This is a genomic window from Azohydromonas lata NBRC 102462 (assembly GCF_001571085.1).
In the GTDB taxonomy this organism is placed as follows: Bacteria; Pseudomonadota; Gammaproteobacteria; order Burkholderiales; family Burkholderiaceae_C; genus Azohydromonas; species Azohydromonas lata.
The window spans coordinates 35,580-58,913 of record NZ_BCTC01000024.1 but is presented as its reverse complement, the minus strand read 5'-3'; the positions used below and the strand labels follow the sequence as shown (position 1 = coordinate 58,913).

Genomic DNA, 23,334 nt, shown 5'->3' with positions numbered 1-23,334 from the left:
CCCATGCTTCAGACCCGCCCTGCCACGGGAATGCAGGCGCCGGTAACGGCCTGCGCATCGTCGGACAGCAGGAACGCGATCACGGTGGCCAGCGTCTGTGGATGCACCCAGCGCGCGAAATCGGCATCAGGCATGTCCGCACGGTTGGCCGGCGTGTCCAGGATGCTCGGGAGCACTGCGTTGACACGCACGCCACGGTCCTTGAGCTCCTCGGCCAGGGCCTCGGTGAGCCGGGCCACGCCGGCCTTGGACGCCGCATACGCGCCCATGCCCAGCGCAGCCTTGTTGGCCGCCAATGCGCCGACGTTGACGATCGCCGCAGGTGCCGCGGCCAGCAGGTACGGCAGGGCTGCGCGGCTGGCCACGACGGCGCTGCGCAGGTTCATCCCGTACAGCGCATCCCAGGATTCGACACTGCCGCCCTCCAGGGTCTCCCAGCGGAACCCGCCAGCGACGTTGACGAGCGAGTCCAGGCCGCCCAACAGGCTGCAAGCCTGCTCCAGCGCTGCAGCCGTGGCCGCCTGGTCGCCCAGGTCGACGTCGCCCAGCACGCCAGCCATGCCGGGCAGCGAGTGCGTCGGCGCGCGATCGAGCAGCACCACGCGGGCGCCGCGTTCGGCAAGCAGGTTGCCCACCGCACGTCCGAGCGCACCCAGGCCGCCGGTCACCAGCACCCGGCGGGAAGAAAGTGAAGCGGCAGCCGCCGCAGGTGTGGAATCCAAGGGTAACTCCGTAGATTTGCACAGATTGATTGAATCTGTTCAGCTATTAGACTTTTCCTCCAACGCGCCGTCAATGCCTGCCACCCCATCCCGTCTTCCGCGAGCCGCCAGGCAACCCCATCAAGGACCCTTCGGGTGCAGCCACAAAAGCTACCTTGCCGGTGTGCCTGCCCCGGGGTGTGCCAGTTCCGCAGGCACGACGGCGCCGGCATCTCGCGCGCGAAAGGACGCGGGCCGTCCCGAGCCCGCTGCAAGCGGCCGGCATTTCCCCCAACCCCTGGAGGGCCGCCCGTACGGGGCCCGCTTCAGCCACAGGGCCGTCGCCCCGCGCGGGAACGACATGGCCCACCTGCCTGGAATCACCCCATGAGCAACACACGACCGATCGCAGACCGATCCATTCCGGTCGATGGCGGCGCGAGCGCTGCTGGCCACGAAACGCACGCGGGCAGCAACGGCTTGCGCCTGGACCTCAGCGAGTTCCACGTGGCCTGGCGCATCGTGATCATTGCCACGCTGGGCATTGCGGCCAATGCTGCGGCGTCGATGCTGTATGCCTTCGGCTCGCTCACTCTGCCCTGGCAGCAGGCTTTTGGATGGGAGCGCAGTGCGATCCAGTCGGCGGTAGGTTTCCTCTTCCTGGGCGCCATCGTGAGCGCGCAGGTGGTGGGCTGGCTGAACCGGCGCTACGGCATGAAACGCGTGACGACCGTGTCGCTGCTGGCGCTGTCGCTGGCCTATATGGCGATGACACAGATGGGGCCCTCCATCAGCAGCCTGTACGTGATGCTGGTGGTGCTGTCGTTGTGCAGCATGGGTACCATGCAGGTCACCTGGACACACATCGTCAACCTCTGGTATGAGCGCAACCGCGGGCTGGCCCTGGCGCTGGTGCTTTCGGGCACGGGCCTGGCCGCCATCATCATCCCGGCCGCCGTGAGCGCTGCCACGGCGAAGTGGGGCTGGCAGGCCGGATTGCTGGTGCTGGCAGTGCTGCCGGCCGGCATCGTGCTGCCCCTGGTACGGCTATGGATGGTTGAGCCGGGCGAGGTTGCAGCAACGGCCTCGGCACGCAGCCCCCAGGTTTCCCGCCCGGCGCCGGGAGGCGTGCCCTTCAAGGCTGCGCTTCGCAGCCCGCGCTACTGGGCACTGAACATCGCCTTGTCCATGGTGGTGGCCGCCGTCGTTGCCATGGTGACGAGCACCGTGCCGTTGCTGCGCGACAAGGGGCTCGATGCCTCGACCGCCGGGCAGGTCTTCGGCAGCTTCGGGCTGTCGCTGATCCTCGGACGCGTGGTCGTCGGCTACCTTGTCGACCGGGTCTGGGCCCCGGGTGTGGCTGCCGTGGCGATGGCGCTGCCGGCGCTGGGATGCTGGCTGCTGGGCCACACCGCCCCCCACGACACCATGATGCTGGCACTGGCCGTGATGCTGATCGGTATCGGGGCCGGCGCGGAGTTCGACATTGCGGCGTTCCTGATGGCACGCTACTTCGGCATGCGCGACTACGGGCCGCTGTTCGGCATCCATCTCGGGATGATCACGTTGGCCTCTACCGTCGCTCCGTTACTTTTTGGGCAGCTCTACAAGAGCACGGGCGACTACGACTCGATGCTGGCCATCTGCACCGGCTTGTTTGTCGTCGGCTCGCTGATGCTGCTGCCTCTGGGACGCTACCCGCGTTTCGAGGCGCCCAGACCCTCCTGAAGCCACAGCGGCAGCAAGCCGCGAGGCGTCTCTGTTGCAACAGCCGCCTCGCATGGTTGGTATCGCGTCGCTTCGATGGGTGAAGTACGGAAGTACGCTAGGCGAGGCAGGGGCGATTCTTGCAGTCCGCCCAAGCGCTACGCTCATCGACAAGCGGCTTGTGGCTTCCTTGAGCCCAAGCCTGCAGAGGCGGCTCCCGTGACCGAGGTGGCAGCTACCGCAGCGTTCGTGGCAAAGAAGGCGACCGCCAAGGTACCGGTGAAGAAGGCGGCGGGCAAGAAGACCGTGCGCAAGGCCAACGTCAACGGCGCGAACGAGCCCGCACCTGCTGCGGGAGGCGAATCGGCCGCGGCCCCCGAGGCGCCGCCGGCCACCGACACGCCGGGCGCCGAGGCCGCAGCGTCTTGACTTTGAGGGCGCACTGGAAGCGAACAAGCGGGCATTCGTGCCCGCGCTTGCCGTGCAGCAAGAATCAAGAAGCCGCTTTAGGAAAACGCGTGCGCGTCACGTTGAGCACGCCAGCTTTCTCAGTGCGCGACTTCAAAATCTCCCACCCGTCCAAGAATTTCTGCTGCTTGAGCTCATTTAACGCATCAACCAAGCACAGGCGGAACGACGCTACTCGCTTGTTCTTTGAACCGCACATGGCGTGCAACTTGGCAACGGAATAAGGAAACGGCTCCCTGTGCGTGCTGTAGAACGCGTGAATCCACTTTGCCAGCGGTGAAAGCGCCAAGCGCTGCTCCCACTCGACCAGCGAGTAATTAGTGGGCAGGTACAGGGTCACCAACGCCTTGCTCAGTTGCAGGCCCCACACCGCCCGGTCATCCTTGCCCTCGGCATCCCAGCGCAGCTCGGTAATGAGGTTGGTCACCAGTTGGCGGCCCGGAGCGATCCGCTCGTCCTTGATGCGAACTTCAGCACCCTTGAGGCGAAGGACGCACTCTCGCAGCCGGTTGTAGTCCTTCTTGCTGCGTCCCCATCCCAGCGCAACGAGCATGGTGTGAGGGATCACCGTGAATTCCTGCCCCACATCGGTCATGCGGCCGAAATGGACCACCTGCAGCCACACGTCAAGATCGTCCTGGCGCAGTTCCTCGCCAGAGAAGACCAGTTCGAAGCCCTCGGCCGTGAACAGCGGCGTCGGCCCCATGCGTTCACGCGGCTGCTTCCAATGCGACGCCGTGAACAGGGCGGCACGGGCGAAGTGGTTGCACAGGCCACGCAGCGGCTCGTGCCAAGGCTGGAACAGCTCGCCCTGCTCGCCCGTCTTGAGCGGCAAGGGCAAGCCGACGGCGCCCACACGCTCCACAGCAGCAGCCCGCAAACGGCTTTCAGCCTCGTCGGTGAACTTCTTCATCCGCGCTCGGGCGGCAGCAGTGATCGCGGTCATGGTAGGTGGCGCGGACGTTGATTCTGCGAAGGTAGCACGGCCCGTTTCGTGTTTTGACGGACAAGGTTCGTGTTCTGACGGACTTTGAGTTGGTGCCGCAGCTGCCTGTACCTTGCTTCGTGTTTTGACGGACGGTCTGGGCTCGTGTTTTGACGGACGCCTCGACTCGTGTTCTGACGGACAGCGTTCGTGGTTTGACGGCAGTTCCTTCGTGGTTTGACGGACGCCCTGCTTCGTGTTCTGACGGACACGGTTCGTGTTTTGACGGCAACACTCTCGTGTTCTGACGGACGCCATTCGTGTTCTGACGGCACAGTTGCTGGAATTTTCATAGCAATGACAACAACTTACGGCAGCTATCCACAGGCGTAATCTGTATTTAACTTCTTCTAATCAACCCGCCCAGGTGGCGGGCAGCAGCCTGCACGCTGGCTTGGACGTGAAACGAAAACGTCCGTCAAAACACGAATGGCGACACAACAGAGCGCCGTCGGCAAGAACACGCTGGCCAGGAAGAAAGGGTGCCCTTGACGCTGATCGTCAGAACGGCCTCGCAACGTGACGCCACCGTTGCTACTGCAACACCACAGGCCGTGGACTTGCCAACCCCAGTTGCAGCTAGCTCACGGCGAGTTCTCACCCGACGTCGAGGCCTCGGTGAGTGCGCTGGCCAGGGCGGCTTCGGCACGCTTTTGCACCAAGCGCTCGAGCGTCATGCCCTGCAGCCGTTACCCAGGGTGATGGCGGCATCGTTGGCACTGCGGCCACCAGTTCCTGCACTGCCTGGATGCCGTCGGGATCTTGGTTGCAGCTTACGGCAATGCGCAGCCAGAGCACGGTGCTGTTGCCGGCTGCCGCCTGGTCCACTTCGACGGTCAGCAGCGGCGTCGCGCAGCATCTGCACGACCTGACCAACGCGCTGGAGGCTTTTCTGAAGCCTGCGCTCGTCCGGCAGCGCATCGAGCGGCTCGCGAAGCCGTCGCGCTGTGGTTTTTCACCGTCTCCCAAAAGTTGCGTGCCTTGTTTGGGCCAATGGTCTGTCGCGTTGTGAACTCCAGTCCGGGCAGCCGGCTGGCACTCCCATGGGGAAACGATGTCTGTCGCGGCGTGGCACCCTTATGGCATGTCCGATGCTTTTGATCCCCGGCCACCTCAGGAATTGCGTGCCTTCTACGACCGTTTTTCGGCGCGGTTCCGCTCGCCGAGCGTGCACCTGTGCGGCTACAGGCTCAGATGGCTTGCCTTCCGCAGCGAGGAGCTCGACTGGGGCATCGAGCGCGCGGTACTGGATCTGGCCTGGGGCGATGAGTCGGTCACCCGGCAAGCCGAGTTTGTGGCACGCGCCCGTGAAGAAGTGCCGGCAGGGTGCTCGCTGACCTTTGTGGAAGTCGGGCTCAGAAAATCGCAGCGGTGCGCAAACGCGGCGCCGCTGGCGCCGCCGAGAGTAGTGCTGACGATATCGATGTGGCGCTCTGGCCACCCATGCGGGCTGCTTGGCCGCATCGATCTGGATGCCGAAGGCCGCCCCACGGGCTCGGCACAGGCCCCGTCGCCATTGGTGCGCATGGGCGGTTGAGCGTGCGGTTCGGGCGACTCCGGGAAGACCCACGCTGCAGGGTGTCCGTGGCACTGCCACGGCGTTGTCATGCTGTGGCGGCCTGCACGAGGCGAACATTGGAGGCAACGCTTGAGCTTGTCGGCCTTCAGGGCCGTGCCCCAGGCTTCCAGTGCTGGCGGTGTGCCTTGCGGCATCTGGCAACTTGGCGATGGCCGGCGTTGCGCCTTCGAGCTCCCGGCCATCATCGTGGGCAGCATGTCACGAAGCTGGCCGGCGCAGCGCTTCACCCTCGAACTTCTTGCCTCGCTCTCGCTACAGAATGCGGTCGCGGTGACCAAGGTTGCCGCGCGCTGCAGCTTCATCGGCCCCGAGTCCGCAGACCGGGGCCTTTTTTTCGTTGCCAAGCGCCAGGGCGGGTCCAGGGCGGGACTGCGGCGTCAGAACGGGCAGCCGTTGGGGCAGCCCCACGCCCTGGCCTTGGCCAGCAGCCGGAACGAGCCGCGCCAGTACGAGGGGCCGCACCATGCGCTGCCGGGCTCGAACACCATGCCCAGGCGCTGCGGCTGCACGAGCGTCACGCGACCGATGCGCCCGTCCATGCCCTGCACCGTGTCGCCCACGGACAGCGGTTCGCTGTAGGGGTCGAAGGCGGTGGCGGCGCCCTCCCCTGCCATGGCCACCAGTTCATCGTCGCCCTCGGCAGGGCACACCGGCGCGAGATACGCCGGCATGAAAGCCCAGGGCACGCCGTCCAGCGTCACCAGCACCAGCCCGAGCGAGGCGCAGCCCGAGTACGCGACCACGACGCCCTCACGGCCGGCCAGGGCGGCGGCTTCTTCGGGCTCGAATGGATTCAGATCCTGCTCCAGCAGATCGTCGGCGGTGGCATCGATGCGCACGCGCTGCCCCGGCCGGAACGCGGAGCGCGCCGTGGCGGGCACCCTGGCCTGTATCGCAGCAGCGCCTTGCGGGAGGACATAGCTCGGCACGAACGACAGCTTCCCGTGCGTGCCGGTGGAGATTGCGCCCAGCGGCGTGCTGCGGCTGGCTTCCAGCGCCAGCCGCTGGCGCAGGTGGGGCTTGAGCGTGGCCTTGTGGGCATCGGTGAAACGGTTGCCAGTTATGGGACCAAGTGGCGACATGGCTGGTACTCCAGAAGGCCGGCAGGAAGGGCCGCCAACCAAGGCCCAGGGGACTCAGTACGGGACGAAGGGCGCGGACGCCAGCGCCAGCAGCAGAGCGGCGATGAAGCCAAGCACGTCCCAGGGAAAGGACCGGGGACGGTCGCGCGTGTGGTCGAACACGTCAGCCGCGGCCTGCTTGGCGAGGGCTTTGTCGGTGTCGTGCACATCAGGCATTGCCAGCCTCCGGATTGCGGATCGGACAGCCGCCGCCACGCAGGCAGCGGTGCTGGTACTGGCATGGCGGGCACGCCGGGTCCTCGCCCTCCTCGGCCACGCAGGCGGTCTCGTGCTCGCGGATCAGGGCATCGACCCGCAGTTGCCCGGTGGAGTCCGTGGGCCGGTGCGCTGCGAGCCAGTGAATCGCCGCTCGGCGGACGGCGCTGCTCATGCCATCGCTCCCAGGGCGCGCGACACCGCCACATGCGCCGCTTCCACCAGTACCGCGATCCGGGCCTCCAGGGCTTGTGCCTCGGACGCGGCGCGCAGAGCGGGAAGAGCAGTCAGTGCCTGGGCAACGGTGAACAGGTCCGGGGCCGCCTTGAGCAGGTGGGCTGTTGCCAGGACCGGCACCACAGCCACCAAGCCGCCAGGACACGGGAGGTTGTCGTGATGCAGGGTTCGCCCGCTGGCTCCCAGGTAGTAAGGGCCGGGCTCGAATGCGAAATGCAGGCCACCACAAGAAGGCTGCTGGCTGGCGGTTGCCGCATGGCCCCGCGCCGGGGGCCACGGGCTGCGCATGATGCACGGCCCTTCCATCACAGCCCCGCGCGGCAGTAGTGGACGTGATCGCGTTGGGCGATCCAGCGGTCTTCGGCGGCGTAAGCCGCCCAGAGGTCGGCGTAGTCGTCGGGCTCGCTGTCGTCAGCGAAGAGGCCGTTGTAGTGGCCTTCCGCTTGCGCGAGCCACTTCTTCAGCTGTTCGGCGTGGAAGAAGCCGGCGTCTTCGCAGAGATCGACGCCGCTTTGGCCGATGACGCAGACGGTCGGAATGATTTCGACGTCACGGCCCCGGTGGTCCTCGTTGACTTCGACCTCGTACCCGATGACGACCGGGATGCCGGCGAAGGTGCTGTCGAATTTAAAGACATCAGGAGAAAACTGGAAACTGCTCACTGCTATCTCCATTAGCACCTGCGCTGGTGCATGGAGATTATTTTAATAGAATGTGCGCATCATTCTCTAATGATGGTCAATAATACATAAGTCATTAACAACAAATATTTATATTTAAAGCCGAGTCATTGCGATTGACACCGGCGTATCCAGACGAAGTTTTGTGTGCGTATAGGATTGCGAGTCTGCGATGAGTTTGGGCATTGAACAGCAATGGGAAGACGTACACAGCCGCTGGTGTTGAGCGAGCAGGACAAACTGACGCTGGAGCAGGCAGTGAAGAAACACGCTGATTGGCGAGTGCGCGAGCGAGCACAGACGCTGCTGCTATTGGGGCAAAGCTTGGATTGCGCTGAGGTGGCCCGGCGCCAGGGGCTGTGTGTACTGACGGTGCGCACCACGCGCCGGGCGTGGCGTGAAGAAGGTTTGGCCGGGCTGGCTGACAAGTCCCGCTGCGGCGCGCCGCCCAAGCTCACGGAATTGGAGGTACGGCGTCTGGTGCAATGGGCCAATGATGAAGCGCTGACGGCGCCTGCGCTGTTGGCTCGCCACCAAGAGGCGCACGGCACTGAGGTGCACGTCAACACGTTGGTGACGGCGCTCAAGCGTCGGGGCTTGGTGTGGAAGCGCACGCGCCACAGCCTTAAAAAAGACGCGATCCCGTGCGCTTCGAGCAAGCCTGCCGAGACGTCCAAGCCCTGAGGACCCGGGCGCAGGCTGGAGAGATCGAACTGGCCTATCTGGACGAGGCGGGTTTTGCGCAAGTGCCGCCCAACCGCAGCGCCTGGACCGTGCAAGGCCAGCAGCACGGCATAGATGCCGCGCGGGGCAAGAGACTCAACGTCATGGGTGCTTTGCTCAGCAGCGGTGGCCTCTTCAGCGCGCATACGTGGTGCAGTTTTACCGCCGACCTTTTCGTTGCCTTTCTGGGCCTGTTGCGCCAGCACGTGGGAAAGCCGCTTACCGTCATTCTTGATAATGCGCGCTTTCACACTGCACAGGACATTCAGCCTCATTTGAAATTACTCCACGATCAAGGAGTGACGCTGTATTTCTTAAGCCCCTATAGCCCGGAACTCAATCGTATAGAAAAGCTGTGGTATTTGATGAAGCATCGCTGGCTTGCACTCAGACGACGCGACACGCAGGAACTGGAGCGCGATATCCTTCATATTCTTGATAACTTTGGATCAACTTATAAAATGGCATTTTGAGTAAAAATATTTATTGTTGATGACTTATCTAGTGGCACACGTTTTCGATTTAAAATTTAAAACAGTTCCGTGCAATGCGTATGAGATTGGAAAAGCTAACTTGAATCTTTTTTGAGATGGTTTCCCGGCTGCTCATTCAGACGCCCACCAGCAACCACACCGTTAAGGAAAGCGCGCACCTCGCGCTCATCGGTCAAGCCGCAGGCCACGGCATGCTGGATGACACGCACCAAGTCCGACATGGGCAACCCGATGGCGTCAGGGCGCCGGATGGGCGCGGCCTTGATCTCCTGGGGCGGTACCGGCGCGGGCTGCCGCTGCACGGTGTGTTCGATCCTGGCCTCGGGCTCCTTGAGTCCCAGCAACTCATCGACGGAAACGCCGTAGTGCAGCGCCATCCATCGCAGCACGAACGGATCGGGCAAGGCACGCCCCGTCTCCCAAGTCGAAACCGTGCCGAGTCCCTTGCCCAGAGCGGCGGCAACTTCGCCCTGCCTGAAGCCCTGGCCGTTGCGGGCGTTCTTGCGAGCCCGGCGAAACCGCTCGCCCATCTCCCGCCGCAGCTGAGCTTCGTTGTCATCTTCCATGCGGGCGACTGTAATGACTCAAGCGCAAGAAAAATCTAAATTCGTTCAAGTTCTATCCTGGACCCCCTTGTCAAGGCAGGCACGGTGCGAGGAAATTGCACCCAGACGACACTGCTGCAGATCGCCACGGAGGTTTCCATGTCGCCGCGCGCCGAGTTCGTTGATGTCCTGTTCGACCGGCTCTCACTGCGCTACGGCTGCGCCTTTCTCGCGCGCTGGAAGGGGCTGGATCTGCAAGCCGTGAAGGCCGACTGGGCGCGCGAGTTGGCCAGCTACGCCGAGCGGCCGGAAGCCATCGAGCACGCGCTGGCGCTGCTGGACCCGAATGAGCCCCCCACCGCGGCTTGCTTGCGCGACCTGTGCAGCACCGTGCCAGCGCCAGCGTTCCGCGCGAAACCCGAACCCAAGCAGGCGCAGCGCGCGGCTGAGATCCGGCACAAGTACCTGCGCCCGGTGCCGCCCAGAACGGGCCGAGAGCGCGCCTGGGCCGCCGACATGGTGCAGCGTGCCAACGCCGGCGAGCGCGTATCGGGATACGGACTGCGCCTGGCGCTGGACGCACTGAAGCGGCAGGGCCCGCTGCGATAGGCCCACCGCTGGCAGGAGCGCGCACGATGAAGAAGCCACAGCCGCAGGTGGAATGGACCGTGGACGGCATGGACGACGTGATCGTGACCGCGGACGGCGACCTGACGGAAGACGAGGTGCGCGACGCGCTGCACTTCGATGGCCGTGTCATGGCGCGTGTTGAGCTGTCCCCGCGCGAAGTCCCGGTGCCCAAGGGTTCGAGCCCCAAGTTCGGCAAGAACGCCAAGTACCACGCCCCCGCCCTGATCTACGCGCGTCAGGGTCTGTCGGTTGTTCAGGAGCGATACCAGGTCCAGTTGCCGCCGGGCAGCCTGAACACTCCCGCCCCGGAGATCGGCGTCAAGCTCGCGCGCATCGCCGCCAGCGACTGGACCGAGCGCACCGTGCATTGAAAGCAATGGCTACTCTTGAACGCCGTGGAGGTCCCGATGAACGTCATCACCGTGATGCTGTTCGATGAGCAGTTCGGCACGCTGGTCGCCGCGGCCAGGACCGCGCAGGACCAGGCCAAGGCGTGCGCGAGCAGCCTGGGGCTCTCGCCGGCGCTCGGGCTCCAGTACCGTGATCGCGCTGCGGCGCTGGGCAATGCCGCCATGGCGCTGCAGATGAACGCGCGCCCGGGCAACGTGAGCGCCGAGCTGGCGGACCTTAAGGAGCGGCACGAGGCTCTGCTGCGCCAGCTCGACAAGGAAAAGGCCCGCGGCGACACGCTGGCCGCAGCGCAGCGCTGCGCAACGCGCTGGAGCGGCTGGGCCCGGCTGCCGGCTCGGCGCCCGTCCAGGCGGCACCCGCGCACGTCTCGCACCCCTGAGGCGCCACGCTCCGCGGCCGTGCCACCGGCCACGCCCATGAGTGACCTCTTCCTGAGCTACCGCCGGCCAGACTGCCCCACCGCCACGGGCCGGCTGGCCGACCGGCTCCACGCCGAGTTCGACGCCGAGCGCGTGTTCCTCGACGTGGGCGACATCGTGCCCGGCGCCGACTTCGTGCAGACACTGGAGCGTGCGCTGGTCAGCGCCACGGTGGTGCTGGCGCTCGTGGGCCCCGGCTGGCTGCGTGCGGCGGCAGGCGACGGCCGCCGCCGCCTCGACGACCCGGACGACTTCGTGCGGCGCGAGATCGAGCTGGCGCTGCGCCAGGGCAAGCCAGTGATACCCGTGCTGCTGGAGGGCGCCCGGATGCCCGGGCCGCAGGACCTTCCACCCTCGATGCGGGACTTCGCGACCTGCCAGGCGGTGGTGCTGGCCACCGATCGCTGGGACGCCGACACGGCAGCGCTCCTCGACGTGCTGGCGTCGCGCTACGGTATCCATCCCGGTGCAGCCGCCGCCCGGCACGCGAGGGCCTGGTGGCGCTGGCCGGCGCGGTGGCTGACGGACCTGGCGGAGCTGCTGGCCCATCCCCGTGCCCTCGTCCTGCGGCGAGTGGGAAACGGCGTGAGTGCCGGCACCGACGCCGCCATGCTGCAGGCGCTGGTGCTGTGCCTGGTGCTGGGCGCGGTGCTGGAGGGGCCGCTGCAGCGCTGGGTGGTGCCCGGCGTCACCCTCGGGCTGCTGACGGCCACGGCGCTGTCGTCGGTGCTGGCCGGGGCCTGGCGCGTGGTGCGGCGCGCACCCTGCTGGCGCCGCATCTGGCCGCCGCTGGCCTACCTGTTCAGCGGCGCGTGGCTGTACTTCTGCGCAGGCGCCTTCGTGATGTTCCTGGGCGTCGAGCTGGTCCAGCCCCACGTGCTGGAGCGCTTCCTGGCGCAGGCCCGCCAGGAAGGCATGGCCGGGCTGCCCGCGGCATCCGCCTTGGTCGCGCAGGCGACCCGGGGCCCGGCACTGGCGGGTGTCGCGCTCGGCAGCGCGGTCTGGCTGGCGGGCGTGGCCTGGTGCGTGAGAGGCTGGGCGGTGTTTCGCATCGTCTTGGATGCGGGCCGCTTGGCAGCCTGGGGCGCCACGCTGCTGTGGTTGGTCGTGTTGGCCGCGCTTGGCACGCTGACCGGATGGCTCGCAGCGTAGCGCTGCGGGCTGCCGCTGCCGCGGCGGGCAGCGCACTGGCGATCCCGCTGCGGCTGAACAGGGTGTCCGCCCTCAGCGCCCGCTCGGTCCGGTGTGCTCGCCTTCGGGCTGCAGCCTTGCCAGCCGCCACATCACGCGCTGCGCGATCAACCGCGCGGTCCCCGGCTCGACCATCAATCGAACGGCCAGCAGGTCACCGCGCTGATCCTGCGACAGCCGCTGCCAGTCGGCTGGCGCCGACTCCTTGCCTGCGGCCATGCGCTCGATCAGGTTGCCGGCCTCGATCAGCAACTCACCCGGCTCCGGCGCGCATTGCAGCAGCACGGCGCCGCGCTCGTTCGTGGCGGCGTGCCAGCCCAGCGGCAGCAGCCCGAACAGCTCGTGGTCCAGCCAGGGCGAGGCATCGAAAGGGGCTGCTGCCGTGCTCGTGGACGGCTCAGGGGCATCCTCGCGCCACAGCTCGACGGCGTCAGGCCCGATGCGGCCCAGCCGGTAGGCCCTGGCCAGTCGAGCGCCGTCACGGCGACAGGCGTCCAGAACCCGGATCCGCTCCATCATGCCTTTCTGGTGACGAGCAGCGTGGCTGCGCACGGTGCAATCAACGGCCGATGTCCGCATCGTCGTCTCCCCCGCCAGGCACGCCGTCATGCCCCAGGCTGTAGAGCACGTATCCACACCCAGCCGCGCCCTGCAGTCTTGCAGGGCCTCCAGTTGCACGCAGGTCACCGGCGCTTCCTGAGGCTGCTGGTGCGGCATACCCCATGGCGCAGCAACACCAAGGAGCAGCGCGACGATGACGAGCATCAGCGTCAGGAAAGCGCCGCGCGACCCCGTGCGGGGGCTGTCTGGTCGGATGGCTCATGGGGTGGACGAGGTGGAGGGCTCTCGGTGGCAGGCCGCGGCGCCAAGGCCCGGACCATCGGCGCCTGGAGCCGCTGCAGGGTCTGGGCCGCAGGCTGTGAGACTTACTCGACAGGAGTAGCTGCAGGAGCCACCGCGTCACTTGGGAGCTCATGCCGCCGGGCCGCAGTGTCGCGACGTTTGTGCAGCTTCTTGGTGGCATAGGCAACCTGCTCGGGCGTGACCTCGCCTTCGACCTCGCCGGCCAAGTTGAAGCGCGCTCCGCCGGCCGCGACGGCCTCGAAGTAGGCGTCGGAGGTGGCCTGCGCCGACAGTGCCAGCTTGAGCGGGATGCACCCCAGTGGCAGGCGGCCAGCCTTGCGCTCGGCGTCGAGCACCTTGCCGGTGCCGATGGCCATCGGCCGCACGCTGGTGAAGAGGCCCGGGAAGTGCTCGGCGAGCACCCGAAGCGCGGCCTCGGCCTTGGCCGCCTGGCGGTGCTGGCGCTCGGCGTCGCTCAAGGGCTCCTGCCGGGGGCTGGCGGGTGGCACATCGGCGCTGGCCGCCTCCCCGGCTTGTGAGGGCACGGCGGGCGGCGTCGGCGCCTTGGCCTTGAGCCTGAGCACCGGCCGGTCCGCCCTTGTTTGCGCGATGGCCGGCGCCGCCTGGGGCTGCTCGTTGGCGACGATCACGACGCGGCGCTGCTTGCGATGGATGACGGGTTCGGTGCTCATCGTGGTGGGGGCATGCTGCCCGAATAACTCAAGCTGCCTGGCACTGCTGCGAGAAAAGCCGCTCCAGCCGCACGCGGGGCGTGGCCTGGGCACGCGACAGAAGCGCGTGGCTCACGTCCGTGACACCGTAGCGCCGGGCCACGTCGGCACCGATGCGGCACCACAGGTGGCTGGCCATCTCGGCGTCCACCATGGCGCGGTGGGCGCGGCCGGGCCTGGGCAGCTGTAGCGCGTCAACAAGGACCCCGAGCTTGTGGCTTGTGCACTCGGGGTACAGGCGCCGCGCCAGCAGCATCGTGCAGGCAAAGGGGCTGTTGGCATCCAGCGCCAGCCGCTGCAGCTCAGCCTGCCAGAACTTGCGATCGAACGAGGCGTTGTGTGCCACGACCGGCAGCGCGCCGATGAAGCGCGCCGCGTCTCGCATGACTTGGCCCACCGAGGGTGCCGTGGCCACCATCGCGTTGCTGATGCCGGTGAGATCAGTGATGAAGGCCGGGATGCGCCGACCCGGGTTCATGAGGCTCTGAAAACGATCAACGATGCGGCCGCCCTCCACCAGCACGATGGCGATCTCGGTGGGCCGGTCACCCATGTCCGGGCTCAGGCCCGTGGTTTCGAAGTCGAGGACTGCGACGCGCTCCATGTGTCTTCCCTGCAGCAGCCGCAAGGATAGCGACCACAGGCCACCTGCCCATCACAGCACGGCACTAAGCAAAATTCGTGCCATGTAATTGCCGCTGGGTCACCTTGAGGCCAGCGGAAAGAGGGTCGAGACCATCACAAGGCTCCGCAAGAAACCTCGGCATTCATGCCGGGGAGGGATAGCGGTACGCGCGAAGCGGTAATGCACTCGAGACGTGGTGTCCGCACGAGCGTTCTCCTATGCTGTACGGAATGACAGTCCGTATGCTTCGTCTGCGCATCAAGGACCGCCACGCCAAGTGGCTGTCCGAGCGCGCACGTGAGGTAAACACGGTCTGAAACTACTGCAACGAGCTCAGCTACAAGGTCTGGGAGCGCGAGCGGCGCTTCCTGAGCGGCTTCGACTTCTGGCCGTTCCTCAAGGGCGTGACCAAGGAAGGGCTCGGCCTGCCGGTACAGACGGTGCAGGAGGTCGCCGAGCAGTACGCGGTGAAGCGTCGAACGGCCAAGAGGACAAGGCTGGCGTGGCGCAAGTCCGGCGGCGCGCGGCGCAGCCTGGGCTGGCTGCCGTTCAAGGTGCGCACCATCCGCTACGCGCACGGGCAGGTCTGCTACGCCGGACAGTGGCTGTCGCTGTGGGACAGCTACGGACTGGGCAGCTTCGAGTTGCGCGCGGGTTGCATCAGCGAGGATGCGCGCGGGCGCTGGTACTTGAACGTCACGGTCAACGAGCCCGATTTCGTCGGCCCGCTGCCCATGCCGCCCGTGAGCGAATGCATCGGCATCGACCTGGGCCTGAAGGAGCTCGCGGCGCTGTCCAGCGGGGAGAAGATCGCCGCGCAGCGCTTCTACCGTGACCTCGATCCGGCGCTTGCCGCCGCGCAGCGCGCGGGCAAGAAGGCTCGCACCAAGGCGATCCACGCCAAGATCGCCAACCGGCGACGTGATCACCTCCAGAAGTTCTCCACCACCCTGGTGCGCCAGCACCGGGGTATCTTCGTTGGCAGCGTCAACGCCCAAGCCCTCGCCCGCACGAGCTTTGCAAAGAGCGTGCTCGACGCGGGCTGGAGTTCGTTGCGGACCATGCTGCAGACCAAGTGCGATCGCGCAGGCGTGTGGTTCCGCGAGGTCAACGAAGCGTTCTCCACCCAGACCTGTTCTTCGTGCGGATCGATGCCGCCGGAGCGGCCGAGAGGTATCGCAGGCCTTGGAATAAGAGAGTGGACGTGCAGCGCATGTGGGGCGGTCCACGACCGCGACGTAAACGCGGCACGGAACATTCTCGCGGTCGGGCATGGCCGTCTCGCAGGAGGAATCACCGTCCTTCGGGGCGTGTGAGGATGTCAATACAGGCGCCGAGCCTTCTACGGCCGCTGCGTTATGTTCCCAGGCCACACCGCAGCCAGCTTGGGTTTTTCCCGGTCGCGCAAGGGCTTGGAAACGCGCGCTTCGTGCTCGATCATCAAACTGTTCCAGCGCATGCTGAGCTGCAGTTCGAAAGGCCGACATGGGGCACGTGGTACACCAAAGTCGGGCCGTACACGGCCTGGCACTGATCCTGGCCCTTCTCTTCGCGCTCTAGCCTGCCGGCTTGTCTGCCCCCACTGTAGAAGCCGCCGGGGCTGCTGCGTTACAGGCGCAAGCCCTGGCTCCCTTGGTGCAAGGCTTCTGGGAAACGGTGGTGATGTACGCGGGCCGCTGACGCAGTTGATTGCTCGTTGCGCGAGCGGGGATGTCCAACGCCCCGGAGCAACGGAGCACACGCAACGCCGACAAGTTGCCCACGGCGGCGCAGTTGCAGCGACCTGTGCAGCACCGCGCCGGTGCGGGCTGTCACGCCGAGCCCTGACCCAAGCAGCCGCAGCGCATGGCCGAGGTCCGGGGCAAGTACCCGCCTCGGCGGCGCCCATAACCGGCAAAGAGAGCGGGCCTGGGCCTCGCAGATGGTGCAGCGTGCAAACGCCGGCGAGCGCGTGTCGGGCTACAGCCTGCGCGTTGTGCTGGATTCACTCAAGCGGCCAGGCTCGTAGGTTTAACCGGCTGCGGCGTGCACCAAGCGCGCCACGCTGACCAGCACCAAAAATCGGCAGCAAGTCGGCAGCCCCAGCCATCAAGGGGCTGCACCGCGCTGATCAGGCCAGTACCGGGTCCTGGGGCAGGCGGCGCGTGCACTGAACGTGTACCGCGCGGCTGCAGCTCACCTCAACTGACCGCGCAGGACGCCGGGAGCGCAAGGCCAACCAAGCAGGTGTCCGGCAGTAGTGGCCAAGAGCCGCCATCAGAAAGAATGAGGACCGAGCGCGGCAACGCCCGGACCTCGCCAACCGCTGGAGCGAAAGGCACAGCCTGAGGCTGCGCCGCAAGTCTAGTGCCTCGCGGCGGCCATCCAGGGTTAGGCCACCAACGAATTGACGAAGCCAAGAACGTGGTGTGAGCGTGTTCACACTCTGTATCTCTGCATGCCTTGTATTTTAGCTTTATATAATTTATATTTAATACATCGCAGCACACGAAGTGTAGCGATCCGGGGCCCAGGGACGGCGGCAACCGTCCCCCCGGTTCAACCGCTGGAGAACCTTGATGGCACATCTCATCGACACCACCACAGGCCGCGCCGCTATCGCTTTCGTCGGCGAGGCCCCATGGCACAAGCTGGGGCGGCGCCTGACGGCGGGCGCTGACCTCGAAACCTGGCGGCGCGAAGCCGGACTGGCGTACACGGTCCAGCGCACATCCGTCCTCTTCCAGCGTGCCGATGCCGGCGCCGCCGACCGCATCGAGGCGCTGGAAGGCCGGGACGTGCTGTATCGCTCGGACACGGGCAGCGCCCTAAGCGTCGTGAGCAGCGGCTATCAGGTAGTGCAGCCGGGCGAAGTGCTCGACTTTTTCGGCAAGCTCGCGGAGGCTGGCGGGTTCGTGCTGGAAACGGCCGGCGCTCTCTCGGACGGCAAGCGGGTCTGGGGGCTGGCGAAGGTCAACGACGGCGCCCCGGTTGTCGGCCAGGACACGGTGCGTCCTTACCTGCTGCTGGCGACCTCCTACGACGGGACGATGGCCACCACCGCCAAGTTCACCGCCATCCGGGTCGTGTGCCACAACACGCTGACGATGGCGGCCGGTACGGGATTGAACGTCACGGGCGGGCAAACCGAACAGGACACCACCGAAGGGCCGGTGGTGCAGTGCGTGCGCGTCCCGCACATGAAGAAGTTCGACGCGGGCGCCGTGCGCCAGCAACTCGGCATCGTGCTCACGGCCTGGGACCGCTGGCTGGTGGAGGCGCGGCTGCTGGTGCAGGTGGACGTGACGGAAGCGCAGGCTGACCGATTCGTGTCTGATCTGCTTTCCACCGTTCAGCGCCCGCCCAAGGGGCAGCCTCTGCCGGACGTGCGCGCGAGCCGCGGCTACAAGCGGCTGATGGGCCTCTTTGGCGGCGAACAGATCGGCGCCGACCTCTGCGGCAGGAGGAGCGCATGGGCGCTGCTCAACGCGGTCACGGACTACGTGGATCATGAGCGCGGGCGCAGCGACGACACGCGCATGACCTCGGCATGGTTCGGCGCTGGCGAGGGCCTGAAGTTGCGCGCCTGGGAGGCAGTGCGCGAGTTGGCCGCGAAGGCCGGCGCCCTGCCCGCCTAACGCCACTGCCTGCGGGCAGACGCCCCGCCATCCACGCCGGCCTTGCCCGGCGTGGTGCAACCCCCCTCCTCCACACCCAGGAGTGAGCTCATGTCCTTGCTCATCGTGACTGATCAGCCGCCCGGCCCGTTGCCTGAGCAGTCGTCAGCACATGCCCCCGACACCCATGCAGCACGGGTTCGCCGCGTATCGCATGAGGAATTTCAACAGACGCTGCAGCGGGCCAGCTTCGGACTGGGCGCAGGCTTGGCCTTCAAGTACGACGCCAGGCGTGACGAAACCATCTGGACGCTTGACGGCAAGCCCATCGGGCTCACGGTGGGCCGCGTCGGCGCCACGGCTGCCTGCTATCTGATCGCCTGACCCACGCGGCACACGTGCCCAGTGGAGTGCAGGAGTAGGGGGCAGCAAGGCTGCCTTCGAATGGTGCTGCGAGGCGTTGCGGGGCCGCCACGAAGCCGCATCGCTGCAGCTTGCCATGGGCCAGCAACACGCCGTGAATCTCGACTTGGTGGCAGCACTGCGTGAGTGCGTGGCCCAGCTGGAGCAGGTACAGGCTCCCCTGGCAGCCGGAGCACGCGACACCCTGGGACGCTTCCAAGTCAGCGCATCAAGCCCTGCAAGTAGCGGCTGCCGACAGGAAAATGCGTAATAATCAGGAATTACATCGGAATTACTTATGTTGATGCAGGCAGGAACATGTCAAAACCGCCCAAGGTGCTGCTGACACCGGAGCAGTTCGAGCGTGCCGTGCGAGAGGGGCACACGCTCGCAGACCGTTCGCTCAAGCTGGCCCGGGCGATGTTGGTGGACGGCGTCCCCACAGTACAGGCCGCAGAGGCGGCGGGCGTGAAGCCGGCGCAGGCCAGCCAGACCAAGGCGCGCGTCCTGAAGTGGCACGCCACGGCACAGAGCCGCAAGCTGTCCGCCGAGGATTTCATGGCAGCCAAGCCGCTGCGCGAGGCTCTGATGGAGGCGCTGCGGCCCGAAATGTTGAAGCTCCAGCGCGCGGGTTATCCAGTGACGGCGCTGGTCGAGTACCTGGCAGCCAATGACGTGACAGCAACGCCGGAAGAAGTGCAGGCGCTGATTGAGAAAGGCAACGTATGAAGATCCTGGCTCTGGCGGTTCGCAAGGGCGGCGTCGGCAAGTCCGCCGTCGCGTTCCTGACCGCGCGGCATTTCGCGCACAGCGGCCTGCGTGTCCTGGCCATCGACATCGACGACCAGGGCCACCTGTCCAAGCCGATCCGGCGCTCGGGCAAGGCCGTGGTGGCCGAGATCACGGCAGACCAGCTGTTCACGGACCCCGATGCCGCAATTCCCGTGGCGCCGTTCGTGCTGGTACCAGCCGGGCCTGGGCTCACGCAGCTTGAGCGGGAATCCGGTAAGGGTAGGGACGTTCGCAACACGCTGGCCTCCAACTTCCGGGCGGCGCTTTTGCGGGCGAAGGGGAGCTTCGACGTGGCCGTGATCGACACGCCGCCGGGCATTGATATCCGCCTGCTGGCCGCGCTGGTGTCGGCCAGCCACGTTCTGTCGCCGATCCAGCTCAGCGACCAGTCCATCAGCGGCCTTGTCCAGTTGCTCAAGGACCCGGCCGTGGGGATCGAGCGCATCAAGGAAATGCTCAATCCGCAGCTGGACTTCCTGGGCATCCTGCCCAACATGGTCGAGCGCAACCCGAATCAGGTTCAAGGCATGAACGACCTGATGGCAAACCCGACGTTCTTTTCGCGGCTGTTCTCACTCGTGGACGAACCGAAGACGGCAGCCGATATCTGCCGCATCCCGAAACGCGAAGTGATCCGCGAATGCCATACCGAAGGGCTGCTGCCCTTCGAGTGGAAGGACAAGACGGCGGCGCGAGACGCGTGGAAGGAACTGCGCCCGGTGCTGGATCGCATCGGCGTTCGGATGGGGGTCATGGCATGAGCAGGACTGCACGACTGGACTTGGGCGACCTGGATGCTCCCCTTGAGCGGGCCACGGTATCGGACGGCAAGCCGCTGCTGCTCGATCCCCAGACGATCCGGTCCAGCCGCTGGGCGAACCGGCATGAGAGCTCTTTTCAGGACGCAGATTTCGAGGAACTGAAAGCAGAGATTGAAAGTGCCGGCGGCAATGTGCAGCCGATCAAGGTCCGGCCGCTCGAGGCGGGGGCTGGTGGAGTGAGGTACGAGGTGGTTTTTGGCCATCGACGCTACCGAGCTTGCCTGGAGCTGGGCCTGAAGGTTGCGGCGATTACGGAAGAAGTCGGCGACCTCCAGTTGTGGATGCAGATGGAACGGGAGAACCGCAGCCGCAAGGATCTCTCTGCCTGGGAGCAGGGAGTGGCGTACCAGCGCGCGCTGGATGCTGGGTTTTTCCCAAATGCCTTGGCAATGTCCAAAGCCATCGGGCGCAGTGTCGGCGCGGTGTCCGGCGCGCTCGCCATTGCGAACTTGCCGGTAGAAGTGATCGCAGCGTTTGCCTCGCCAAGCGATGTTCAGTTCCGGTATGCGAAGGAGCTGCGGGATGCGGTGGTACAAGCGCCGGAAGCGGTGCTGGCCGCCGCCAAGGCGTTGAAGGACACCGGCCCCCAGCCAGCGGCCGAGGTGTTCAAGAAGCTCACCGAGGCTGCGTCTGGTGCTTTTCAACCCTTGAAAACGGCCAGCGACGCTGTAGCTGCTGCACCCAGTGAAGAAGAGGCTCCTGCAGTTCCAGACAAGTTTCAACCGTTGAAAACGGCTACTGAGGCTGACGTAGAAAACCCTCAGGACAGCCACTTCGACGCGTCGTCCAGCGATTTTCAACCGTTGAAAACGAACGGATTAGCAGTGCCGGGCGACAAGGGCAACGGGGCTCCGAAAAGCAGGACCGAGGCAATGGCTGTTCCAGAGCGCCGAGCGAAGATCGGTGGCAAGCCGGTTGTGTTCCGGGCCAGCGGCAAGAGCACAGTCCTGGAGATCGATGCTGCTTTGCTTCCGCAAGAGCAGTGGGCTGACTTCGAAAAGATGCTTCGCAAGTTGTGGAAGTAGGGCCACCAGCCACACAGCCGGGCACATCCGCTGAACCGAATGACGAAGCCGCTGCGGGCGGCTTTTTCGTGTTTTGACGGTGCAGGGCTGAAAACGCTTGTTGCCCGGCCAGTCCTGCAAAGCTGGCCGTTGGCCGCCTTTGACTGCGGCCGCGCCCGCTACAGCGGGCGTTCGGTGTGAAGCGATGCCCCGCTTGGCTGCCGTTTTCAACGGTTGAAAACGCCCTGCGACCGTCCAGTAGAGGTCAGCAGCGCTGGGAGTGGATGAGCGAACTCCCTCTCCAGCCGGTGTTTTCAACGGTTGAAAAACGCCCGCGCCCGGCCTACCAAGGCCAGCGACACCAGGGGTGTTCGATGATCGAACCCCCCTTCTTGGCCAACGTTTTCGACGGTCGAAAATGGGCCGCACTCGGCCCGCCGAGCACAGCGAAACGGGATGGACGCGGCTGCTTCCATAGCTTGCCGGTTGCCCCTCAGGAGCCAGAAGCAGCCGATCCATGTGCTGATCTGGCTTGATGACGTAGCTGGGGAAGGCTAGTCCAGCCGGCACTCTGCGCCGTGCCCAGCCGGTTGTCGGCTGTCGTAGTCGGTGATCGCACCCGATACAGCGGCCCCTTGGTACGACGCGATGCAAGCTCGCGTAACGCTCCAACACCCCACAGATAAAGCATTGCAGGATAGGCTGTCCGCCGTATTTGGTGTGCGCTGCGCTTTGGATTTCAAGGAGCCGCCGCGATGACCGACCTGTACACCGTGCTGCCTGATGTAGTCCACCCGCTGTACGCGAGCTGGCCGCCAACATGGGCTGGTAACGGGGAGGGCGCATGACGACACCCCGCAAGCGGGAAACGCTCACGGTCGATGTGCGCGGCCTGAAAGAGCCAATCGCCGAGGCCAGCGGCGGCCAGCCCAGCCCGTGGGTGCGATCGCTCATCGAGGCTGCCCTGCAGGCGCCCAGCCGTCCGTCCACGCGTGTCTCTCCCAGGCGGCCTCATGACAACGGGAGCAAGCTGACTGTCTGGCTCTCGACCCTCGAGCGCCAGGCGCTGTTGGAAGGCGCTCTGGCTGAAGGCCTGTCCCAAGCCGAGTACGTGGGACGCCTGGCCACCAGCCGCAACGCCGGCGGCGCCTTCATCGGCCATGAGGCGCTGAAGCGGCTTGCCGAATCGAACCTGCAGCTCGTGAAGATCGGCGTCAACCTGAACCAGATCGCGCGCGCGCTCAACGCCATGGGGCAGGGCGCTCCGGGGGAGTTCAAGGATCAGGACCGCGAGCGCATCGAGGCGGCCGCGCGGGCCGCGCTCGATCATGTCGAGCTGGTGGCCAGCCTCATCGACCACCTGGAAGTCACGCGGCGCAAGGCAGGGCGCCGGCGGAGGGCAGAGCATGCCAACGATCACCAGCACGCCCCGGGGCCCCGCGGTTGACGGCATCCTGCTGCAGTGGGGAGCGGTGCTGTTCGAGAACGCACCGCAGAGATTCAAGGGCGCCAAGGACCCGCATCCGAACTTGAAGCTGAGAAGCCGCAACGCCGGCGAGATCCGCGACGAGATCCGGGCGCTGACACGGCACGATCCCCAGGTCATGGTGAAGCTCCTGAGCGACCAGAAGGGCATGCGTGACGTGCGCAAGGTGCTCAAGTACATCAGCCGTGACCACACGCTGCCGCTGCAGGACGAGCAGAGAGACGTCTACGAGGGAGCCGCAGCAACCGTTGGCCTTGCTGAGCAGTTCAGGTACGCGAGCTACACGGTTCCCGAAGACGACGGCAAGTGGCGCGAGACCTTCCACATGGAGCTCGGGATGAGCCGCGGTTCGGTGGACGTGGCCACGCTCCAGGAGTCCGTGCGGGCGTTTGCCGAGGCCGAGTTCCCGGGCCACAAGTACGCATGGGCCTTCCATGACCATCAGGAGCACCCGCACGTGCATCTGGTCGTGCGCACCGTCAACAGCGACTTCAAGCGGCTCAATCCCCGCAAGGCCGATCTGCACCGCTGGCGCGAAACGTTCGCGGCCGAACTGCGGCTGCGCGGGGTCGAAGCCCGGGCGACACGCCGTGCGACGCGGGGTGCGACAAAGGCCAGCACTGTCCAGTGGGAAGCCGATGCTGCCGAACAGGGACGCTTGCGCAAGAGCCGCGGCAACGGCGTCGCCCTGCGGGAAGACACGATGCTCGCCGCCCTCACAGCCTGGAAGCACGTTTACAACGCGCTGGCCAGGTCAGACGATCCACAGGACCAGCAGCTCGCGCGCGATGTCAAAGCCTACTTGGCGCGCACGCCGATGGCGCAGCACTTGGCTGACTCTCGGCGAGCCCGGCAAACCCAGCAGCCCGATCCCCTAGCGGTCAGGCAAGAGCCAACGCGCCCGCAGCGCCGGTCACGCTGAGACGA

General features: G+C 66.0%; 28 protein-coding genes. 17 read left to right on the top strand and 11 right to left on the bottom strand.

What is annotated here, in order from left to right; all coding sequences use genetic code 11:
- Positions 1–8 precede the first annotated feature (8 nt).
- Complete coding sequence (locus tag ALA01S_RS11200) at positions 9–722, bottom strand: SDR family NAD(P)-dependent oxidoreductase (protein WP_066336052.1); 714 nt, start codon at positions 720–722, stop codon at positions 9–11.
- A 366-nt stretch (positions 723–1,088) separates the two neighbouring features.
- Here ALA01S_RS11200 and ALA01S_RS11195 point away from each other — a divergent pair, with 366 nt between their 5' ends.
- Both ALA01S_RS11195 and ALA01S_RS11190 read left to right on the top strand, forming a co-directional pair.
- The gene (locus tag ALA01S_RS11195; protein ID WP_084267445.1) at positions 1,089–2,429 is read left to right on the top strand and encodes an MFS transporter; all 1,341 of its coding nucleotides are present in this window, start codon (positions 1,089–1,091) and stop codon (positions 2,427–2,429) included.
- A gap of 198 nt (positions 2,430–2,627) precedes the next feature.
- On the top strand, positions 2,628–2,837 hold the full coding sequence (locus ALA01S_RS11190) for a hypothetical protein (RefSeq protein WP_066336051.1): 210 nt from the start codon (positions 2,628–2,630) through the stop codon (positions 2,835–2,837).
- A 64-nt stretch (positions 2,838–2,901) separates the two neighbouring features.
- On the opposite strand, the gene trfA is transcribed toward ALA01S_RS11190, so the two are convergent.
- Positions 2,902–3,822, bottom strand: coding sequence for a plasmid replication initiator TrfA (gene trfA / locus ALA01S_RS11185; RefSeq protein WP_066336049.1), 921 nt, complete (start codon positions 3,820–3,822; stop codon positions 2,902–2,904).
- 820 nt (positions 3,823–4,642) lie between these two features.
- Between trfA and ALA01S_RS32870 the strand changes: the two genes are divergently transcribed.
- The gene (locus tag ALA01S_RS32870) at positions 4,643–4,873 is read left to right on the top strand and encodes a hypothetical protein (RefSeq protein WP_157118927.1); all 231 of its coding nucleotides are present in this window, start codon (positions 4,643–4,645) and stop codon (positions 4,871–4,873) included.
- Positions 4,874–4,945: 72 nt separating this feature from the next.
- Complete coding sequence (locus ALA01S_RS32865; protein ID WP_157118926.1) at positions 4,946–5,398, top strand: hypothetical protein; 453 nt, start codon at positions 4,946–4,948, stop codon at positions 5,396–5,398.
- A 419-nt stretch (positions 5,399–5,817) separates the two neighbouring features.
- Here the strand turns inward: ALA01S_RS32865 and ALA01S_RS11180 are convergent, their stop codons facing one another.
- The 5 genes from ALA01S_RS11180 to ALA01S_RS11165 are packed head-to-tail and all read right to left on the bottom strand — an operon-like array spanning position 5,818 to position 7,676.
- A complete protein-coding gene (locus ALA01S_RS11180) occupies positions 5,818–6,522 on the bottom strand; it encodes a hypothetical protein (RefSeq protein ID WP_066336047.1) in 705 nt (234 codons plus the stop codon).
- A 54-nt stretch (positions 6,523–6,576) separates the two neighbouring features.
- The gene (locus ALA01S_RS32860; RefSeq protein ID WP_157118925.1) at positions 6,577–6,738 is read right to left on the bottom strand and encodes a hypothetical protein; all 162 of its coding nucleotides are present in this window, start codon (positions 6,736–6,738) and stop codon (positions 6,577–6,579) included.
- Entirely contained in the window at positions 6,731–6,952 is a 222-nt protein-coding gene (locus ALA01S_RS11175; protein ID WP_066336045.1) for a hypothetical protein, read from the bottom strand. Before ALA01S_RS11175 ends, ALA01S_RS32860 begins: the two co-directional genes overlap by 8 nt.
- Positions 6,949–7,302 (bottom strand): hypothetical protein, encoded by a 354-nt coding sequence (locus ALA01S_RS32855; RefSeq protein ID WP_157118924.1) that lies wholly within the window; start codon positions 7,300–7,302, stop codon positions 6,949–6,951. Before ALA01S_RS32855 ends, ALA01S_RS11175 begins: the two co-directional genes overlap by 4 nt.
- 17 nt (positions 7,303–7,319) lie before the next feature.
- Positions 7,320–7,676: a hypothetical protein gene (locus ALA01S_RS11165; RefSeq protein ID WP_157118923.1), complete on the bottom strand. Its 357-nt coding sequence runs from the start codon at positions 7,674–7,676 to the stop codon at positions 7,320–7,322.
- A gap of 240 nt (positions 7,677–7,916) precedes the next feature.
- On the opposite strand from ALA01S_RS11165, the gene ALA01S_RS11160 reads away from it, so the two are divergent.
- Both ALA01S_RS11160 and ALA01S_RS31710 read left to right on the top strand, forming a co-directional pair.
- Positions 7,917–8,378, top strand: a complete 462-nt coding sequence (locus ALA01S_RS11160; protein ID WP_169805898.1) for a helix-turn-helix domain-containing protein — start codon at positions 7,917–7,919, stop codon at positions 8,376–8,378.
- A complete protein-coding gene (locus ALA01S_RS31710; RefSeq protein ID WP_084267442.1) occupies positions 8,339–8,890 on the top strand; it encodes an IS630 family transposase in 552 nt (183 codons plus the stop codon). The genes ALA01S_RS11160 and ALA01S_RS31710 overlap by 40 nt, the downstream gene beginning before the upstream one ends.
- 95 nt (positions 8,891–8,985) lie before the next feature.
- Here ALA01S_RS31710 and ALA01S_RS11155 read toward each other — a convergent pair whose 3' ends face one another.
- Positions 8,986–9,477 carry a helix-turn-helix domain-containing protein gene (locus ALA01S_RS11155; RefSeq protein ID WP_066336040.1) on the bottom strand — a complete coding sequence of 164 codons (492 nt, stop codon included), beginning with the start codon at positions 9,475–9,477 and terminating at the stop codon, positions 8,986–8,988.
- A gap of 138 nt (positions 9,478–9,615) precedes the next feature.
- Here ALA01S_RS11155 and ALA01S_RS11150 point away from each other — a divergent pair, with 138 nt between their 5' ends.
- Genes ALA01S_RS11150 through ALA01S_RS34400 form a run of 3 tightly spaced genes read left to right on the top strand, consistent with a single transcriptional unit; the run spans position 9,616 to position 12,068 of the window.
- Positions 9,616–10,065 carry a hypothetical protein gene (locus ALA01S_RS11150; protein ID WP_066336036.1) on the top strand — a complete coding sequence of 150 codons (450 nt, stop codon included), beginning with the start codon at positions 9,616–9,618 and terminating at the stop codon, positions 10,063–10,065.
- A gap of 26 nt (positions 10,066–10,091) precedes the next feature.
- Complete coding sequence (locus ALA01S_RS11145) at positions 10,092–10,457, top strand: hypothetical protein (RefSeq protein WP_066336034.1); 366 nt, start codon at positions 10,092–10,094, stop codon at positions 10,455–10,457.
- Between the two features lie 36 nt (positions 10,458–10,493).
- Positions 10,494–12,068, top strand: a complete 1,575-nt coding sequence (locus tag ALA01S_RS34400) for a toll/interleukin-1 receptor domain-containing protein (RefSeq protein ID WP_066336033.1) — start codon at positions 10,494–10,496, stop codon at positions 12,066–12,068.
- Between the two features lie 72 nt (positions 12,069–12,140).
- Here ALA01S_RS34400 and ALA01S_RS11135 read toward each other — a convergent pair whose 3' ends face one another.
- From ALA01S_RS11135 to ALA01S_RS11125, 3 genes are all read right to left on the bottom strand, one after another.
- On the bottom strand, positions 12,141–12,872 hold the full coding sequence (locus ALA01S_RS11135; RefSeq protein ID WP_157118922.1) for a hypothetical protein: 732 nt from the start codon (positions 12,870–12,872) through the stop codon (positions 12,141–12,143).
- Positions 12,873–13,033: 161 nt separating this feature from the next.
- Positions 13,034–13,642, bottom strand: a complete 609-nt coding sequence (locus ALA01S_RS11130; protein ID WP_066336030.1) for a ProQ/FINO family protein — start codon at positions 13,640–13,642, stop codon at positions 13,034–13,036.
- A gap of 28 nt (positions 13,643–13,670) precedes the next feature.
- Positions 13,671–14,285 carry a 3'-5' exonuclease gene (locus ALA01S_RS11125; RefSeq protein WP_066336028.1) on the bottom strand — a complete coding sequence of 205 codons (615 nt, stop codon included), beginning with the start codon at positions 14,283–14,285 and terminating at the stop codon, positions 13,671–13,673.
- A 425-nt stretch (positions 14,286–14,710) separates the two neighbouring features.
- Here ALA01S_RS11125 and ALA01S_RS11120 point away from each other — a divergent pair, with 425 nt between their 5' ends.
- The 8 genes from ALA01S_RS11120 (at position 14,711) to ALA01S_RS11090 (ending at position 23,329) form a co-directional block, all read left to right on the top strand.
- On the top strand, positions 14,711–15,622 hold the full coding sequence (locus ALA01S_RS11120; RefSeq protein WP_238455768.1) for an RNA-guided endonuclease InsQ/TnpB family protein: 912 nt from the start codon (positions 14,711–14,713) through the stop codon (positions 15,620–15,622).
- Positions 15,623–16,864: 1,242 nt separating this feature from the next.
- Complete coding sequence (locus tag ALA01S_RS11115) at positions 16,865–17,923, top strand: DUF932 domain-containing protein (RefSeq protein WP_066336026.1); 1,059 nt, start codon at positions 16,865–16,867, stop codon at positions 17,921–17,923.
- Positions 17,924–18,013: 90 nt separating this feature from the next.
- Positions 18,014–18,286: a hypothetical protein gene (locus ALA01S_RS32845; RefSeq protein ID WP_157118921.1), complete on the top strand. Its 273-nt coding sequence runs from the start codon at positions 18,014–18,016 to the stop codon at positions 18,284–18,286.
- Between the two features lie 336 nt (positions 18,287–18,622).
- Complete coding sequence (locus tag ALA01S_RS11110; RefSeq protein WP_066336023.1) at positions 18,623–19,033, top strand: TrfB-related DNA-binding protein; 411 nt, start codon at positions 18,623–18,625, stop codon at positions 19,031–19,033.
- A complete protein-coding gene (locus tag ALA01S_RS11105; protein ID WP_066336021.1) occupies positions 19,030–19,857 on the top strand; it encodes a ParA family protein in 828 nt (275 codons plus the stop codon). Before ALA01S_RS11110 ends, ALA01S_RS11105 begins: the two co-directional genes overlap by 4 nt.
- Positions 19,858–19,877: 20 nt before the next feature.
- Positions 19,878–20,942: a ParB/RepB/Spo0J family partition protein gene (locus tag ALA01S_RS11100; protein WP_066336019.1), complete on the top strand. Its 1,065-nt coding sequence runs from the start codon at positions 19,878–19,880 to the stop codon at positions 20,940–20,942.
- An 823-nt stretch (positions 20,943–21,765) separates the two neighbouring features.
- Positions 21,766–22,368, top strand: coding sequence for a plasmid mobilization relaxosome protein MobC (gene mobC, locus ALA01S_RS31705; RefSeq protein ID WP_084267440.1), 603 nt, complete (start codon positions 21,766–21,768; stop codon positions 22,366–22,368).
- The gene (locus tag ALA01S_RS11090) at positions 22,328–23,329 is read left to right on the top strand and encodes a relaxase/mobilization nuclease domain-containing protein (RefSeq protein WP_066336015.1); all 1,002 of its coding nucleotides are present in this window, start codon (positions 22,328–22,330) and stop codon (positions 23,327–23,329) included. The genes mobC and ALA01S_RS11090 overlap by 41 nt, the downstream gene beginning before the upstream one ends.
- The last annotated feature ends 5 nt before the right edge of the window (positions 23,330–23,334 follow it).

Coding starts and splice junctions, on each gene's coding strand:
- ALA01S_RS11175 (WP_066336045.1), bottom strand. CDS start 6,952: ATGAGCAGCGCCGTCCGCCGAGCGGCGATTCACTGGCTCGCAGCGCAC.
- ALA01S_RS11130 (WP_066336030.1), bottom strand. CDS start 13,642: ATGAGCACCGAACCCGTCATCCATCGCAAGCAGCGCCGCGTCGTGATC.
- ALA01S_RS11105 (WP_066336021.1), top strand. CDS start 19,030: ATGAAGATCCTGGCTCTGGCGGTTCGCAAGGGCGGCGTCGGCAAGTCC.
- ALA01S_RS11155 (WP_066336040.1), bottom strand. CDS start 9,477: ATGGAAGATGACAACGAAGCTCAGCTGCGGCGGGAGATGGGCGAGCGG.
- ALA01S_RS11145 (WP_066336034.1), top strand. CDS start 10,092: ATGAAGAAGCCACAGCCGCAGGTGGAATGGACCGTGGACGGCATGGAC.
- ALA01S_RS32845 (WP_157118921.1), top strand. CDS start 18,014: ATGTCCTTGCTCATCGTGACTGATCAGCCGCCCGGCCCGTTGCCTGAG.
- ALA01S_RS11125 (WP_066336028.1), bottom strand. CDS start 14,285: ATGGAGCGCGTCGCAGTCCTCGACTTCGAAACCACGGGCCTGAGCCCG.
- ALA01S_RS11110 (WP_066336023.1), top strand. CDS start 18,623: ATGTCAAAACCGCCCAAGGTGCTGCTGACACCGGAGCAGTTCGAGCGT.
- ALA01S_RS11180 (WP_066336047.1), bottom strand. CDS start 6,522: ATGTCGCCACTTGGTCCCATAACTGGCAACCGTTTCACCGATGCCCAC.
- ALA01S_RS32870 (WP_157118927.1), top strand. CDS start 4,643: ATGCGCAGCCAGAGCACGGTGCTGTTGCCGGCTGCCGCCTGGTCCACT.
- ALA01S_RS32860 (WP_157118925.1), bottom strand. CDS start 6,738: ATGCCTGATGTGCACGACACCGACAAAGCCCTCGCCAAGCAGGCCGCG.
- ALA01S_RS11090 (WP_066336015.1), top strand. CDS start 22,328: ATGCCAACGATCACCAGCACGCCCCGGGGCCCCGCGGTTGACGGCATC.
- ALA01S_RS32865 (WP_157118926.1), top strand. CDS start 4,946: ATGTCCGATGCTTTTGATCCCCGGCCACCTCAGGAATTGCGTGCCTTC.
- ALA01S_RS11115 (WP_066336026.1), top strand. CDS start 16,865: ATGGCACATCTCATCGACACCACCACAGGCCGCGCCGCTATCGCTTTC.
- ALA01S_RS11135 (WP_157118922.1), bottom strand. CDS start 12,872: ATGCTCGTCATCGTCGCGCTGCTCCTTGGTGTTGCTGCGCCATGGGGT.
- trfA (WP_066336049.1), bottom strand. CDS start 3,822: ATGACCGCGATCACTGCTGCCGCCCGAGCGCGGATGAAGAAGTTCACC.
- ALA01S_RS11195 (WP_084267445.1), top strand. CDS start 1,089: ATGAGCAACACACGACCGATCGCAGACCGATCCATTCCGGTCGATGGC.
- ALA01S_RS34400 (WP_066336033.1), top strand. CDS start 10,494: ATGAACGTCATCACCGTGATGCTGTTCGATGAGCAGTTCGGCACGCTG.
- ALA01S_RS32855 (WP_157118924.1), bottom strand. CDS start 7,302: ATGCGCAGCCCGTGGCCCCCGGCGCGGGGCCATGCGGCAACCGCCAGC.
- ALA01S_RS11150 (WP_066336036.1), top strand. CDS start 9,616: ATGTCGCCGCGCGCCGAGTTCGTTGATGTCCTGTTCGACCGGCTCTCA.
- mobC (WP_084267440.1), top strand. CDS start 21,766: ATGACGACACCCCGCAAGCGGGAAACGCTCACGGTCGATGTGCGCGGC.